The 13,933-nt window shown below is 74.8% G+C and carries 16 protein-coding genes; 13 read left to right on the forward strand and 3 right to left on the reverse strand.

What is annotated here, in order from left to right; genetic code table 11:
• The 13 genes from ACFV4N_RS30010 to ACFV4N_RS30070 all read left to right on the forward strand — a co-directional run.
• The coding region (locus ACFV4N_RS30010; protein WP_499675980.1) for a beta-ketoacyl synthase N-terminal-like domain-containing protein at positions 1–1,806 on the forward strand (1,806 nt) is incomplete at its 5' end.
• Positions 1,803–2,534, forward strand: a complete 732-nt coding sequence (locus ACFV4N_RS30015; RefSeq protein ID WP_499675981.1) for a nitroreductase family protein — start codon at positions 1,803–1,805, stop codon at positions 2,532–2,534. The genes ACFV4N_RS30010 and ACFV4N_RS30015, both read left to right, overlap by 4 nt.
• On the forward strand, positions 2,513–3,781 hold the full coding sequence (locus ACFV4N_RS30020) for an FAD-dependent oxidoreductase (protein ID WP_499675982.1): 1,269 nt from the start codon (positions 2,513–2,515) through the stop codon (positions 3,779–3,781). The genes ACFV4N_RS30015 and ACFV4N_RS30020 overlap by 22 nt, the downstream gene beginning before the upstream one ends.
• The gene (locus ACFV4N_RS30025) at positions 3,778–4,659 is read left to right on the forward strand and encodes an alpha/beta fold hydrolase (RefSeq protein ID WP_499675983.1); all 882 of its coding nucleotides are present in this window, start codon (positions 3,778–3,780) and stop codon (positions 4,657–4,659) included. The genes ACFV4N_RS30020 and ACFV4N_RS30025 overlap by 4 nt, the downstream gene beginning before the upstream one ends.
• Positions 4,660–4,700: 41 nt before the next feature.
• Positions 4,701–5,615, forward strand: coding sequence for an ACP S-malonyltransferase (locus ACFV4N_RS30030; RefSeq protein ID WP_499675984.1), 915 nt, complete (start codon positions 4,701–4,703; stop codon positions 5,613–5,615).
• On the forward strand, positions 5,612–6,055 hold the full coding sequence (locus ACFV4N_RS30035) for a holo-ACP synthase (RefSeq protein WP_499675985.1): 444 nt from the start codon (positions 5,612–5,614) through the stop codon (positions 6,053–6,055). The genes ACFV4N_RS30030 and ACFV4N_RS30035 overlap by 4 nt, the downstream gene beginning before the upstream one ends.
• Entirely contained in the window at positions 6,046–6,894 is an 849-nt protein-coding gene (locus ACFV4N_RS30040; RefSeq protein ID WP_499675986.1) for an ester cyclase, read from the forward strand. The genes ACFV4N_RS30035 and ACFV4N_RS30040 overlap by 10 nt, the downstream gene beginning before the upstream one ends.
• A 20-nt stretch (positions 6,895–6,914) precedes the next feature.
• Positions 6,915–7,688 (forward strand): alpha/beta fold hydrolase, encoded by a 774-nt coding sequence (locus tag ACFV4N_RS30045; protein WP_499675987.1) that lies wholly within the window; start codon positions 6,915–6,917, stop codon positions 7,686–7,688.
• Positions 7,685–8,188 carry a holo-ACP synthase gene (locus ACFV4N_RS30050; RefSeq protein ID WP_499675988.1) on the forward strand — a complete coding sequence of 168 codons (504 nt, stop codon included), beginning with the start codon at positions 7,685–7,687 and terminating at the stop codon, positions 8,186–8,188. Before ACFV4N_RS30045 ends, ACFV4N_RS30050 begins: the two co-directional genes overlap by 4 nt.
• A complete protein-coding gene (locus ACFV4N_RS30055) occupies positions 8,179–9,207 on the forward strand; it encodes a right-handed parallel beta-helix repeat-containing protein (protein WP_499675989.1) in 1,029 nt (342 codons plus the stop codon). The genes ACFV4N_RS30050 and ACFV4N_RS30055 overlap by 10 nt, the downstream gene beginning before the upstream one ends.
• Before the next feature lie 14 nt (positions 9,208–9,221).
• Positions 9,222–10,160 (forward strand): ABC transporter ATP-binding protein, encoded by a 939-nt coding sequence (locus tag ACFV4N_RS30060; RefSeq protein WP_499675990.1) that lies wholly within the window; start codon positions 9,222–9,224, stop codon positions 10,158–10,160.
• 26 nt (positions 10,161–10,186) lie between these two features.
• Complete coding sequence (locus ACFV4N_RS30065) at positions 10,187–11,380, forward strand: ABC transporter permease (protein ID WP_499675991.1); 1,194 nt, start codon at positions 10,187–10,189, stop codon at positions 11,378–11,380.
• A complete protein-coding gene (locus tag ACFV4N_RS30070) occupies positions 11,377–12,525 on the forward strand; it encodes an ABC transporter permease (protein WP_499675992.1) in 1,149 nt (382 codons plus the stop codon). Before ACFV4N_RS30065 ends, ACFV4N_RS30070 begins: the two co-directional genes overlap by 4 nt.
• Before the next feature lie 46 nt (positions 12,526–12,571).
• Here ACFV4N_RS30070 and ACFV4N_RS30075 read toward each other — a convergent pair whose 3' ends face one another.
• The 3 genes from ACFV4N_RS30075 to ACFV4N_RS30085 all read right to left on the reverse strand — a co-directional run bounded on the left by ACFV4N_RS30075 (position 12,572) and on the right by ACFV4N_RS30085 (position 13,868).
• Positions 12,572–12,937 (reverse strand): DUF1304 domain-containing protein, encoded by a 366-nt coding sequence (locus ACFV4N_RS30075; RefSeq protein ID WP_499675993.1) that lies wholly within the window; start codon positions 12,935–12,937, stop codon positions 12,572–12,574.
• 74 nt (positions 12,938–13,011) lie between these two features.
• Positions 13,012–13,404: a cellulose binding domain-containing protein gene (locus tag ACFV4N_RS30080; RefSeq protein WP_499675994.1), complete on the reverse strand. Its 393-nt coding sequence runs from the start codon at positions 13,402–13,404 to the stop codon at positions 13,012–13,014.
• Complete coding sequence (locus ACFV4N_RS30085; protein ID WP_499675995.1) at positions 13,377–13,868, reverse strand: hypothetical protein; 492 nt, start codon at positions 13,866–13,868, stop codon at positions 13,377–13,379. The genes ACFV4N_RS30080 and ACFV4N_RS30085 overlap by 28 nt, the downstream gene beginning before the upstream one ends.
• Positions 13,869–13,933 lie beyond the last annotated feature (65 nt).

Consider the following 13,933-nt stretch of genomic DNA (forward strand, 5'->3'; position numbering starts at 1 on the left):
GCCAAGGACAAGATCCTCACCGGCGAGGCGGACGTGGTGCTCGCGGGCGGCGTGGACCCGCTGCTGTTCGGCACGTACGCCGGGTTCGCGGGCCTCCAGGCGCTCAGCTCCCGCCCGTGCGGCCCGTACAGCCGCTCCGACGGCCTGAACCTGGGCGAGGGCGCGGCGTTCCTGGTCGTGGAGTCGCTGGACTCCGCGCTGGCCCGGGGCGCGGAGCCGCTGGCCGAGGTCGCGGGCTACGGCCAGTCCGCCGACGCCTACCACGCCACCGCGCCCGACCCGACCGGTCGCGGCGGCGTCACCGCCATGCGCCGGGCGCTGGCCGACGCCGGGCTGGGCACCGACGCCGTGGACTACGTCAACGGGCACGGCACCGGCACGCCCGCCAACGACGCCATGGAGAAGAAGGTCATGCGGGCCGTGTTCGGCGAGCGCGCCCCGCAGGTGCCGACCAGCAGCATCAAGAGCTTCATCGGGCACACCCTGGGCGCGGCGGGCGCGGTCGAGGCGGTGGCCGCCGTGCTGGCCCTGCGCACCGCGACCGCGCCGCCGACCATCGGGTTCACCGAGGAGGCCATCGCGGAGTCCACCCTGGACTTCGTGCCCAACGTGGCGCGCCCGCTGGACATGGACGTCGTGGTGTCCAACAACTACGCGTTCGGCGGCAACAACGCCTCGCTCGTGCTGCGCCGCCCCGGCGGGCCGCGCGAGTACGACGAGCTGCCCGCCACCGAGGTCGTCGTCACCGGCCTCGGGCCGGTCACCGGCCTGGGCACCGGGATCGCCGAGGTCGCCGAGGCGGTCGCCAACGGCCGCACCGCGGTCGGCGCGGCGCCGTCCCTGGAGGGCCGCACGTTCGCGCCGCGCTCGCTGTGGCGGCACATGAACAACCTGTCCCGCATGGCCATCGCCGCATCCCGGCTGGCCTGGGAGGACGCCGGGCTCAAGCTGCCGCGCGCCGCCCTGGACAACGTGGGCGTCATCTTCGCCACCGCCGCGGGCTCGGTGGAGAGCACCGACGGGTTCGACGAGAGCGTGCTGGCCAACCCGAACAAGCCCGCCGTGCTCAGCTTCTCCAACGTGGTGCTCAACGCCACGGGCGGCGCGGTCTGCCAGACCCTGGGGCTGCGCGGCCCGACCACCACCATCTGCAACGGCAACGCGTCGGCGTCCATCGCCCTGGACTGCGCGGTGGAGACCATCCGCACCGGCAAGGCGGACGTGGTGATCGTGGTCGCCGCCGACGAGGCGTCGCGGCCCGGCGACGGCGCGCAGGTCACCCCCTACGACCGCGACTCGGGCGAGGCGACCGCGTCCGCCTCGGTGGCGCTGGTCGTCGAGTCCGCCGCGCACGCCGCCGCCCGGGGCGCGACCCCGTACGCGCGGGTGCTGGGCAGCGCCCACGCGAGCGCGGCCGACGACGACGAGCGGGCCCTGGTGGGGCGCGCCCTCGCCGCCCTGCCCACCGACGGCGTGGACCTGGTCGTCGGCGCGGCCACCGGGGTCGCGGCCGACGAGGCGGAGGCGGGCGCGGTGCTCGACGCCGTCCCGTCCGCCCGGCTCACCGCCACCGCGGGCCTGACCGGCGACGCGGGCTCGGCCACCGGCGCGCTCAACCTGGCGCTGGCCGCGCTGGCGCTGCGCGACGGCGTGGCGCCGGCCATCCCGGCGCTGACCGGTCCCCGCGTGGGCGCGGTCGAGTCCTACGTGACCAAGCCCGAGCTGCCGGCCACGCCCGCCAGGGCCCTCGTGCTCAGCGCCGCGCCCGGCTCGGTGCGCGGCGGGACCCTGCTGGGTGCGGTATGACCGGCGCGCCCTTCGACGTCCCGGAGACCGACCGGCTGCTCACCACCACCCGGTCGGTGCGGCGCCGGCTCGACCTGGACCGCCCGGTGCCCCGGGAGGTGATCGAGGACGCGCTGGAGGTCGCCGTGCAGGCGCCCACGGCGAACGACCAGCAGAACTGGCGCTGGGTCGTGGTCACCGAGCAGGCCGTCAAGGACCGGCTGGCCGAGCTGTTCGACATCTCCTGGCAGTTCCACCAGAAGGAGGTGTGGACGCGGTCGGGCCGGCGGCGCAACAGCGCGCGGGCGCGGCGGAACAACGAGTCCGCCGCCGCGCTGGCCGGGACCATCGCCCGGGTGCCGGTGCTGGTCATCCCGTGCGTGCTGGGCCGGCCGCCGGACATCGGCGCGATCGACGCCGAGTGGCTCGGGCAGGACCTGGCCTCGGACAACGCGGGCACGTGGAAGGAGCAGGTGCGCATCGGCGCGATGCGGGCCAGCAACTTCTACGGCTCGATCTTCCCCGCCGTGTGGTCGTTCCAGCTCGCGCTCCGCTCCCGCGGCCTGGGCAGCACGATCACCAACATGCACCTGCCCTTCGAGCGCCACGTCGGCGAGCTGCTGGGCATCCCGGCCGGGGTGACGCAGGTGTGCATGGTCCCGGTCGCCTACACGATCGGCACCGACTTCCGCCCGGCCAAACGGGTCCCGGCCAAGGAGCGCACGTCGTGGGAGAGGTGGCAGGCATGACCGTGGAGCACAGCGGTGTCGACGTGGTCGTCGTGGGCGGCGGCATCGCGGGCGCCTCTGCGGCGGCGTACCTGTCGGCCAACGGGCTGTCCGTGATGATGCTGGAGAAGCAGGAGCGCTACGAGGACATCGTGCGCGGCGAGTGGATCGCGCCGTGGGGCCTGCGCGAGGCCCAGCTGCTCGGCGTCGAGGACGCGTTCGGCCTCGGCGGGGCGTGGGAGATCCGCGAGTGGACGCAGTGGGACGAGACGGTCCACCCGGACGAGGCCGAGACGGTCGACATGACCCGCTTCGTGCCCGGTGTCGGCGGACCCATGTCGTTCCCGCACCACGAGGTCTGCGCGCTGATGGCCGAGCAGGCCGAGGACAACGGCGCGGTGGTCGTGATGGGCGCGCAGCGGGCCCGGGTCACCGCCGGGGCGAAGCCCGAGGTGCGCTACCGGCACGGCGGTCGGGAGCACCTGGTCAAGCCGCGCCTGGTCATCGGCGCCACCGGCCGCGGCTGCACGGTCGGCCGCCAGGTCGGCGTGCACATGTCCACCTCGGTCCACCACTGGGGCGGCGGCGTGCGCGTCACCGGCCTGGACGACTGGCCGATGGACGTGCAGGCGATGGGCACCGAGGACGACAAGATGTTCATGGTGTTCCCGCAGGGCGACGGCAACGCCCGCCTCTACATCAACTTCCCGACCGCCAACAGCCGCCGCTACCAGGGGCCCGAGGGCGAGAAGCGGTTCATCGCCGACTTCGAGCTGCGGTCCCTGCCCGACGGCGGCAAGTCGGTGTACGCCGCCGCGAGGCCCATCGGCCCGCTGAAGGTGTGGCCGTCGGTGGCGATGTTCCCCGAGCAGCCGATCGTGATGGACGGCGTGGTGCTCGTGGGCGACGAGGCGGGCAACGCCGACACCGTGCTGGGCACCGGCCTGTCGTGCAGCCTGCGCGACACCCGCGAGGTGTGCGAGGTGCTCCTCGGCGGCGACGACTGGTCGCCCGCCGCGTTCGGGCCGTACCTGGCCGAGCGCAAGTTCCGGATGGGGCGCCTGCACTTCGGCGCGGACATCATCGCCCGGCTGCACTGCGAGTTCGGGCCGGAGGCCGCCGAACGCCGCCGCCGGGCGCGCGAGCTGATGGCCGAGAACTTCGCCGCGTCGGTGACCGGCCTGCTCAACATGGTGCCGCCGGAGGACGTCCCGGACTTCGGCTTCAGCGAGTTCTTCGCCGAGAGGCTGTTCAGGGAGAGGGCATGACCACGAAGGACACTCTGCTGACCGACTCGGCGCACGTCAACGGCGTCGACATCGCCTACGTCGACAAGGGCGAGGGCGACCCGGTCGTGCTGCTGCACGGGTTCCCCGACTCGCACTACCTGTGGCGCCACCAGATCGACCCCCTGGTGGAGGCGGGCTTCCGGGTGATCGCGCCGGACCTGCGCGGCTTCGGCGGCTCCAGCAAGCCGCAGGAGCCCGAGGCGTACGAGATGCGCACGATCGTCAACGACGTCGTGGGCCTCACCCAGCACCTGGGCATCTCCAAGGCGCACATCGTCGGCCACGACTGGGGCGCGGCGATCGCCTGGATGTACGCGTTCCTGATGCCGCGCCGCGTCGACCACCTCGCGGTGTTCTCGGTCGGGCACCCCGGCGTGTTCAGCACGCCGTCGATCGAGCAGCGCGCGGCGAGCTGGTACATGCTCTTCTACCAGTTCCCCGGCGTCAGCGAGCAGTTGCTGCGGCGCAACGGGTGGCGGCTGTTCAAGGAGATCATGGGCGGCGAGGGCGACCACCAGCGCTACCCGCGCGAGCTGGCCAAGCCGGGCGCGCTCACGGCCGCGCTGAACTGGTACCGCGCCAACCGCTCCCCGGCGGCCGAGCTGCGCGTGGAGAGCAACTTCCCGCCCGTGCTCGCGCCGACCCTGGGCGTCTGGTCCACCGGGGACAAGGCGCTGCTCGAGGAGGGCATGACGGGCTCGCAGAAGTTCGTCAAGGGACCGTGGCGCTACGAGCGGGTCGAGGACTCCAGCCACTGGATCCCCCTGGACCAGCCGGAGGTCGTCACCAAGCTGCTGCTGGGGTTCCTGGGCACCGAGCGGGCCGCGGCCGTGCCCACGCGCCGCCGCCGGCTCTAGCGGCGGGTCCCGGCACGGACTCAGGCGAGGGAGGTACGCAGGTGATCGGCTTCGTGTTCCCCGGGCAGGGCACCGCCCGGGTCGGCATGGGCGGCTGGCTGCGCCGCGACCCGGTGGGCGCGGCGGTGGTCGCGCGCGCCGACGAGCTGCTGCCCGAGCCGGTGTCCGAGCTGTGCGCCCGCGGGCCGCTGGACCGGCTCGTGGACACCCTGCACGCGCAGCCCGCGGTGACCGCGTGCAACCTGGCCGCGCTGGCCGTGGTGCGGGCCGCGGGCGTGGAACCGGACGTCGTCGCCGGGCACAGCGTGGGCGAGATCAGCGCGCTGTGCGCGGCGGGCGTGCTGGACGTCGACACCGCCTTCCGGCTGGTCGGCGTCCGGGCGCGGCTGATGGCCGACCTGCCGGGCGCCGGCGGCATGACCGCCGTGCTGGGCCTGGACCCGCAGCGGGTGGAGGAGCTGGCCGCCGAGGCCGCCCGACCGGACGAGCCGCTGGTGGTGGGCCTGGAGAACGCGCCGGACCACACCGTGGTCTCCGGCGCGGTCGGCGCGGTCGACAGGCTGGCCGGGCTGGCCGCCGCGGCGGGCGCCCGCAAGGTGGTGGCGCTCAAGGTGAGCAACGCGTTCCACTCGCCGCTCATGGCCGGCGCGCTGGACGGGTGGGCCGAGGCCGTGCGCGCCACCCCCATGAGCCCGCCGCGGGTGCCGGTGGTCCCCAACGCGACCGCCGAGCCGACCACCGACCTGCCGACCATCGTGGACGCGCTGATCGCGCAGCTGACCGCGCGGGTGCGGTGGACCGAGACGATGCGCGCGCTCGCCGACACCGGGACGCTGGTGGAGGTCGGCGACAGCAAGGTGCTGACCGGGCTGCTGCGCGGCGTGGGCGTGCGGTGCGCGAGCCTGGCCGACCCGGCGGCGCTGCGCCGGCTGCGCCGCCCGGAGCCCGCGGCATGAACGGGTGGGGCAGCGCGGCGGTGGCCTTCGGCGGCCTGACCGCGCCGTGGCAGCTGGTGGACCCGATGCCGCTGGAGGCCGTGTTCACCCGCGCGGAGCGGCTGCGCTCCGGCGCCGGGCGCACCCTCCAGCACTGGGCGGGCCGGCTCGCGGCCAAGCACGCCGTGCTGCGGTTGCTGGAGGAGCCCGCGACGCCCGCGAACCTGGGCGCGGTGGAGGTCCTGCCCCAGCCCACGCCCCTGTGCCACCGCACGGCGGCCTGCCTGCACGGCCACCCGCCGGCCGTGCGCCTGACCGGCGCCCTCGACGGCCGGGAGGCGGGCGGCACCCGCATCCGGGTCTCGGTCAGCCACACCGCCGACCTGGCGTTCGCGGTGGCGCTGTCCGCGGCCCGGCTGCCCGAGGACCACGACCTGGAAGCGGTGAGCGCATGGACCTGATCGAGACCGCCGGCCGGTGGACCGCCGCCTGGCGCGCGGGCGACCCGGCCGCCGTCGCCGACGCGGTGGCGTCGTTCGCCGACCCCGACACCCCGGAGCCGGTCGCCGGCGCGGACCTCGTCGCGCACGTCGAGGCCGTGCTGACCCGGTTCCCGGACCTGGCGCTGGACTTCGCCCCGCCCGCCGACGCGGGTGACACGGCCGTGCTCACCTGGACCCTGTCCGCCACGCACCGCGCGCCCTACCTGGGCGTGCCCGGCACGGGCGGCGCGGCCTCCGTCTCCGGCGCCGACGTGCTGACCGCCGTGGACGGCGAGGTGCGGGTGCGCCGGTACTTCGACCGCGTCGCCCTGGCCGCCTCGCTGGGCCAGTCGGCCAAGTTCCTGCCCGCCCGCGACGAGCTGCGCGAGTACGGCGTCAGCGCCCGCACCCCGTCCGGCAGGACCGCCTACCCGGGCGTGCTGGCGTTCACCTACCTGGACGTCCGCGACGACGCGGAGGGTCCGGAGGTGGACCTGCTCAGCACCGAGGTGGTCAAGTCGCTGCGCGCCTCGCAGGGCTTCCTCGGCTTCGGCACGTTCGAGATGGGCAACCGCAAGTACACGCTCACCGCGTTCGACCGGATCGAGTCGGTGCGCGCCGTGCACGCCCGGCCGCACCAGCGCGCCATGCGCAAGTTCTTCCGCGGCGGCCTGTGCACCGGCGCCTACACCAGCGTGTGGACGCTGGACCGGCAGAGCGTCCACGTGCGCTGCCCCGACTGCCGGGAGGTGGTCGACGTGAGCGCGGGCCGGACCTGCGCGTGCGGCACCACCCCCACCCCCGGACCCCTCTTCTGATCACGCCAGGAGCACCCCCGATGACGGTCTTCACCGCAGAGCACCGGCCCGCGGCGGGCGGGCGGCCACTGGTGGTCTTCATGTCCGCCCTGTTCGCGGGCGGGTGGATCTGGGACCGCCCGTTCGCCGCGCTCGCCGACGCCGGGTGGCCCGTGCTGCGCACCGTGGAGCCCATCTGCGGTGTCGAGCCCAAGGTCGCCGGCTCCATCGAGCGCCTGGGCGACGCCCTGGTGGCAGCCGCGGACGCGGCCGGCGCGGACGAGGTCGTGGTCTGCGCCAACTCGCTGGGCGGCCTGGTCGCCATCGACCTGGCGGGCCGCTTCCCGGACCGGGTCCGGGCCATCGCGGTCAGCGGGGCGCCCGGCCTGAGCGCCGACCCCGACGTGGGCCTCAACATGGACCGGCGCGGCGACGTGCGGTTGCAGGGCGAGCAGTTCCGCGACCGCATGCTGGCCGCCCTGTTCCACGGCGAGCCGCTGTTCACCGAGGAGCAGGTGGAGTCCACCGCGCAACTGCTGCGGCAGGGGTCGGCGATGGTGGCGATGGCCCGCAGCATCCGCGCCACGCGGACCTACCGCGTCCCCTCCGCCATGGACGAGGTCGGCTGCCCATCCCTCTACATCTGGGGCCGCCACGACCGCATGACGCCGATCGAGCCGTGGCTGGAACTGGTGCCGAAGCACGCGAACACCGAGTTCGTGACCGTCGAGGACTGCGGGCACATCCCCATGATCGAGCGCGCCGACACCTACACCGCAGAGCTGCTGCGGTTCCTGGACCGGGTCACCGGATGACCGCGCCGCTCGTGCTGTTCGGGGTGGACGTGGTGGACGTCGCCCGGGTCACGCGCGCCATGTCCTACAGCGGACCCGCCTACGCCCGGCACGTCGCCTCGCCCACCGAGCGCGAGCTGCACGTCGACCCCGGCCTGGCCACCGCGGCCACCGTCGCGGTCAAGGAGTGCCTGGTCAAGGCGGTCGGAGGCCGCCCGCCTGGGTTCTCCTGGCACGACTTCGAGGCGAGCGGCGAGGCGCCGCTGCCGGGCGCGGGGTGGGCCGACCCGCTGCTGGACGCCGCCGTGCCCGAGGTCGAGGCGGCCACCCGGGTCTCGATGACCGAGCGCTGCGCCTACACCGTGGGCGGCGCCAGCGGGTCCGCCGCGCTGGCCCGCCTCGCCGGTCCCCGCGAGGGCGCGGCCGTGGTGGGCCTGGCCCGCTGGGGCTTCCGCGGTGACCTGATCGTCGCCCTTGCCATACTGACCACGACGTCGAGAGGAGCGCTGCGATGCCCGTGACCGAGGCCGCGGCCGAAGTTCGCATCCAGCCGGGACAGTCCGTACAGGAGGCGCTGGACGCCTGCGCGCCGGGCGCGGTGCTGCGCCTGGCCGAGGGCACCTACGAGGGCAGCCTGGTGATCGGCCGGCCGGACGTGGCGCTCATCGGCGCGGGTCCGGGTCGGACGGTGATCGTCCCCGGTCCCGTCGCGCCCACCGCCGTGCCGCCGCTGCACGACGCGCCCGCCGACGTGGTCAGCGGCATCACCGTGCACGAGGTGTCCGGCGCGCGGGTCGAGGGCCTGACCGTGCGCGGCTTCTCCGGCGCGGGCGTCTACGCCCACACCGCCACCGACCTGCGGCTGGTCGACGTCGAGTCGGTCGCCAACAAGGTGTGGGGCCTGTACGTGCGGGAGTCCTCGGGCGTGGAGGTGCTGCGCTGCCGCGCCGAGGGCAGCCAGTACGGCGGCATCGCGCTGGCGTTCTGCCCCGCCGCCGACGCGCTGATCGCCGACTGCGAGGCCACCGCCAACGCCTTCGGCGTGTTCGTCGACAACTCCGGCCGCGCGCGGGTGCTGCGCAACCGCAGCCACGGCAACGCGGCGGGCGTGCTGCTGCTGCACCAGACCTACGAGGGCGAGCTGCCCGGCGGCGTGGCCGACGTGCTGGTGGCGGACAACGACATCACCGGCAACACCCTGGCCTCCGGCGGCGAGGACCCCGACGCGCTCGGCTTCGCCGGCCCGCCGATCTCCGGCGTGGGCATCGGCGCGATCGGCGTCCAGCGGGTCGCGGTCGTCGGCAACCGGATCCACGGCAACGCGCCCGGCGGCCCGTCGGTGATGGGCGCGGCGCTGGTGCTGGGCTCGTCGGCCGACTGGGGCGGCTCCGACTCGGTGGACAACTCCTTCGAGTGGAACACCATCACCGGCAACAGCCCGTTCGACGTGCAGCTCGGCACCGACCCGGCCAACCAGCGGTTCCGGAACAACGTGGTCGGCGCCTCCCAGCCGGAGGCGATCGACGGGTGCGGACCCTGACCCGGGAGGACGACATGACGCCTGCGCTGGTGTGCGAGGGCCTGGTCAAGCGCTACGGCGACAAGACCGTGGTCGACCGGGTCGGTTTCCACATCGACGAGGGGGAGGCGTACGGGCTGCTCGGCCCCAACGGGGCCGGCAAGACCACGACCATCTCCATGCTCGTCGGGCTGCTGCGCCCGGACGCCGGCTCGGTGCGCGTCGGCGGCGTCGACGTCGCCGAGGACCCGGTGTCGGCCAAGCGGCTGGTCGGGTACGTGCCGCAGGAGATCGCGCTGTACCCGGAGCTGACCGCCCGGGAGAACCTGCGCTACTTCGGCCGGCTGTACGGCCTGCCGAGGCGCGAGCTGGCCGCGCGCATCGGCGAGGTGCTGGAGCTGGTCGGCCTGTCCGACCGCGGCGACGACAAGGTGGACACCTACTCCGGCGGCATGAAGCGGCGCACCAACATCGCGGTCGCCCTGCTGCACCGGCCGAGGCTGCTCATCCTCGACGAACCCACGGTCGGCGTGGACCCGCAGAGCCGCGTCGCCATCCTCGACCGGGTGGAGGCGCTGGTCGCCGAGGGCATGAGCCTGCTCTACACCTCCCACTACATGGAGGAGGTGGAGCGGGTGTGCACCCGGGTCGGCATCATCGACCGGGGCCGCGTGGTCGCCGACGGCACCAAGCGCGAGCTGGTCGCCGAGCTGGGCGGCACGGACCGCGTGGAGCTGGTGCTGGACGGCGACGTCGAGGCGGCGGCGGAGAAGCTGCGGGTCGTCGAGGGCGTCTCCGAGGCCGTGGTCACCGGGTCCTCGTCGCTCCGCCTGCTGGTCTCCGGCGGGCGGCACGTGCTGCCCGCGCTGCTGGCCGCCGTGGGCGACGCGGGGGCGGTGACCGGCGTCGAGGTCGTGGAACCCGACCTGGAGGCCGCGTTCCTGCACCTGACCGGCAGCACCCTGCGCGACTGACGCGGGCCGAGCGAGGGGTCGATACCTTGGCGAAGAACACCGTGCGGCCCCTGCTGGTCGTCGGCGGCCACGAGCTGCGGTCGCGGCTGCGGGACGGCACCGCGCTGCTGATCGCGCTGGTCGCGCCGATCCTGCTGGCCACCCTGTTCGGGCTGGCGCTGGGCGGGGACGACGACCCGCCGCTCAAGGCGACCATCGGCGTGGTCGACCTCGACGGCGGCGAGTTCCCGGCCAGCGTGCAGCGCGAGGCGCTGAACACCGACGAGCTGAAGGGCGTGCTGACGTTCCGCCAGTACCCCGACGAGGGCGCGGCGCGCTCCGCCGTTGACCGCGGCGAGGCGGGCGCCGCGCTGGTGTTCCCGGCCGGGTTCAGCGAGGACGTCGGCGCGGGCCGCGGCGGGCGGGTGTCCGTGCTGGAGTCGCCGGAGACGCCCCTGGCGGGGGTCGTGGCGCGCAGCATGGTCGACCGGATCTCGGCGCTGGTGCAGGCCCGCACGCTGGCCGTGCGCGCCTCGCTGGACGCGGGCGTGCCCGCCGACCGGGTGCAGCTGTTCGTCGAGGAGAACGGCGCCGCCGGGCCCACGCTGACGCTGGAGGGCGACCCGGTCGCGGGCGGACCGGTGGACCTGGCCGTGCACTACGGCTCGGGCATGGCGGTGATGTTCGCGTTCTTCGTGGTCGGCACCACGGCCCGCAGCCTGCTCACCGAGCGGCAGAACGGCACGCTGGACCGGATGCGCGCCGCGCCGGTGCCGCTGTGGACGGCGCTGGTCGGCAAGGGCGTCGTCGGGTTCGGGCTGGCGCTGGTCAGCATGTGCGCGACCTGGCTGTCCTCGGTGCTGATCTTCGGCGCGAGCTGGGGCGACCCGCGCGGGGTGTTCCTCCTGCTGCTGGCGCACGTGTTCGCGGTGACCGCGATCGTGATGCTGGTGGCCAGCGGCGCCAGGACCGACGCGCAGGCGGACGGCCTGACGCTCGGCGTGGCGTTCGTGTTCGCGTTCCTGGGCGGCAGCATCGTGCCCGTCTACAACCTGCCCGAGTGGCTCCAGCGGGTCTCGCTGATCACCCCCAACGGGTGGGTGTCGGCGGGCCTGTCGGAGCTGGCGGGCACCGGCGCCGGCCCGTCCGCCGTGCTCGTCCCGGTCGCCGTGGTCACCGGCATCGGCGTCGTCGCGGGCGCGCTCGCGTTCCTGCGCTTCCGCAAGGGGAGGTTCGCGTGAGGCCACGTCCGCTCACCGCGCTGGTGCTGGCCAACCTGAAGCGCCAGGTGCGCGACAAGGTCGGCATGTTCTTCATCGTCGTCATGCCGTTCGTGACGATCGTGTTCGTCGGCATGGCCCTGGGCGGCGACTCGGCGGAGGCGGAGCTGCCGGTGGCCGTGGTCGCCGACACCTCCGACCCGGTGGCCGCGGCCGTGCTCGCCGAGCTGGAGGCCGACGAGGCGCTGGAGGTGCGGCGCGCGGAGTCGGCGGAGGACGTCCGCGACGGCGTCCGCCAGGGCCGGCTCGCCGCCGGCCTCGTCATGCGGCCCGGCGACACCGGCTTCGAGCTGGTCATGAGCCAGACCAGCGGCAGCGGCATGGCCGCGCGCGGCCAGGTCGACGTGGCGGTCGGCCGGGTGTCGGCGGTGCTGGAGGCGACCCGCGCGGCACGGGCGGCGGGCGCGTCGCCGGAGCAGGCCGACGCCTACGTGCGCGAGGCGCGGGAGGAGGCGGTGGCGGTCACCGTGGCCTCGTCGGGCCGCGAGGAGCCCTCCCGGCCGACCGGCTTCGCCTACACCGCGCCCGCGAACCTGCTGCTGTTCACCTTCGTCAACTCGATGGCCGTGGCCGCCGCGCTGGTCGAGAGCCGCCGCATCGGCATGGTCCGCCGCTCGCTGGCCGCGCCGGTCCGGCAGGGGCAGGTGCTGCTCGGCGAGGCGCTGAGCCGGTTCCTGGTCGCGCTGGCCCAGTCCCTGCTGATCATCGTGGTGAGCCGGCTCCTGTTCGACGTGGGGTGGGGCGACCCGGTGGGCGTGGCGGTGGTCGTGGCGCTGTTCTGCCTGATCGCCACGGGTGCCGCGATGCTGGTCGGCGCGCTGGTGCGGTCACCCCAGCAGGCGCCCGCCATCGGTCCGCCGGTGGGCATCGTGCTGGGCATGCTGGGCGGTTGCCTGTGGCCGCGCGAAGTGGCCGGCGAACCGCTCAACACGATCGGCTACCTGTTCCCGCACTCGTGGGCGATGGACGCGCTGCTGGTCCTGTCCCGGCCGTCGGCGGGGTTGGGTTCGGTGCTGGTGGAGGTGGCGGTGCTGGCGGGCATGGCGGTGGTGGCGCTGGGCGTGGCGGTGGTGGTGTTCCGGCGGCGGGCGCTGGAGGCGGTCTAGGGGTTCCGGTGCCGGGCGTTCCGGCGCTCGGGGTTCCGGCGCCGGGTCACCGGCCCGCCAGCAGCACGAGCAGCAGCGCCACCGCTGCGGGCACGGCCTGCACCAGCAGGATCCGGCGGCTCACCGTCACCGCGCCGTAGACGCCGGCCACGATCACGCAGGCCAGGGAGAAGACGGCGAACGCGAAGCCGGTCGTCCCCGGCGCGACCAGCGCGACCACCAGGCCCGCGGCGAGGAAGCCGTTGTAGAGGCCCTGGTTGGCGGCCAGCACCCGGGACTCGGCCGCGAACTCCGCGGTCGTGCCGAACGCGGCGCGCCCGCGGGGGGTGTTCCAGAGGAACATCTCCAGCACCAGGATGTAGAGGTGGATGACCGCCACGAGGGCGGTGAGGACGTCGGCTGCGATCTTCACGGCGGGGAGCGTAGCCCTCGTGCCGCGGGTGGGCCCGGAGGCGCCGCACCCACCCGCGACGGGTGGTCGGCGGGTCAGCCGGTCGTGCAGGAGACCGCGGCGCCGGCGCCGGTCCCGGTGGCGAGGAAGCCGAAGGTGGCCGAGCCGCCCGGTGGCAGGGCGCCGTTCCAGCCCAGGCCGCGGGCGGTCACCGCGGGCCCGTCCTGCGTGGCGGTGGCGTTCCACGCCTGGTTGAGCCGCTGGCCGTCGGCGAAGGTGAGGGTGGCCGTCCAGGTCGCCGTCGTGGCCGAGGTGTTGTTGCGCACGACCACCTCGCCCTGGAAGCCGCCGTTCCACTGGCTGGTCACGCGGTAGAGGGCGGAGCAGTTGCCCACGGGCGGGACGGTGGCGGTCGTCGTGGTGGTCGTGGTCGTGGTGGGTGCGCCGCCGAGGGCGGCGGTCAGGGCGGGGTACCAGCGGTCGGCCATCTTGCGAAGCCCGCGTCGTTGGGGTGCACGCCGTCGCCGGTGTCGGTGGTGGTGTCGAAGCCGGTCCACTGGTCGACCGCGGTGATGGGGGAGCGGGCCGTGGTCTTGGCGGCGGCCCGGGCGGCGGCCGGCCACGGCGGGAGCTGGTCCTGGTCGGCGATGCCGGTGGCCGAGTAGCCGCCGTGGCCCTCGTGGTCGACGTCGGTGGGCACCGGGCACCCGCCGCCCTGCTGGGTGCCGACGAAGTCGATGCCGGTGTAGCCGGTCTTCTGGAGGCGGTCCCAGAGGTAGGCGCGCCGGCAGCCGGGGCCGGCGGTGATCGAGTCGCCGAGCGGCATGATGCGCACCGGCGCCGAGGCGGTCGGGGGCTGGGCGGCGGCCGGCGCGGGTTGGGCGGCGGCGAACGCCAGTGCGAGCGCCAGCGCCGCGACGAGGGCGGCCGCGAGGGCGGGTGTGCGGGGCATCTGGTTCCCTTCGGACGCGCGGCATTGCGCGCCTTCGTGCTGGGGTCGTCTGCGCAGCCCAGGGT

The sequence above is a fragment of the Actinosynnema sp. NPDC059797 genome, from assembly GCF_042732085.1.
Lineage (GTDB): Bacteria > Actinomycetota > Actinomycetes > Mycobacteriales > Pseudonocardiaceae > Actinosynnema.

Bases quoted from the DNA above. Each gene is read 5' to 3' on its own strand.
- ACFV4N_RS30015 (WP_499675981.1), top strand. From the start codon at position 1,803: ATGACCGGCGCGCCCTTCGACGTCCCGGAGACCGACCGGCTGCTCACC.
- ACFV4N_RS30025 (WP_499675983.1), top strand. From the start codon at position 3,778: ATGACCACGAAGGACACTCTGCTGACCGACTCGGCGCACGTCAACGGC.
- ACFV4N_RS30035 (WP_499675985.1), top strand. From the start codon at position 5,612: ATGAACGGGTGGGGCAGCGCGGCGGTGGCCTTCGGCGGCCTGACCGCG.
- ACFV4N_RS30040 (WP_499675986.1), top strand. From the start codon at position 6,046: ATGGACCTGATCGAGACCGCCGGCCGGTGGACCGCCGCCTGGCGCGCG.
- ACFV4N_RS30045 (WP_499675987.1), top strand. From the start codon at position 6,915: ATGACGGTCTTCACCGCAGAGCACCGGCCCGCGGCGGGCGGGCGGCCA.
- ACFV4N_RS30050 (WP_499675988.1), top strand. From the start codon at position 7,685: ATGACCGCGCCGCTCGTGCTGTTCGGGGTGGACGTGGTGGACGTCGCC.
- ACFV4N_RS30055 (WP_499675989.1), top strand. From the start codon at position 8,179: ATGCCCGTGACCGAGGCCGCGGCCGAAGTTCGCATCCAGCCGGGACAG.
- ACFV4N_RS30060 (WP_499675990.1), top strand. From the start codon at position 9,222: ATGACGCCTGCGCTGGTGTGCGAGGGCCTGGTCAAGCGCTACGGCGAC.
- ACFV4N_RS30080 (WP_499675994.1), bottom strand. From the start codon at position 13,404: ATGGCCGACCGCTGGTACCCCGCCCTGACCGCCGCCCTCGGCGGCGCA.
- ACFV4N_RS30085 (WP_499675995.1), bottom strand. From the start codon at position 13,868: ATGCCCCGCACACCCGCCCTCGCGGCCGCCCTCGTCGCGGCGCTGGCG.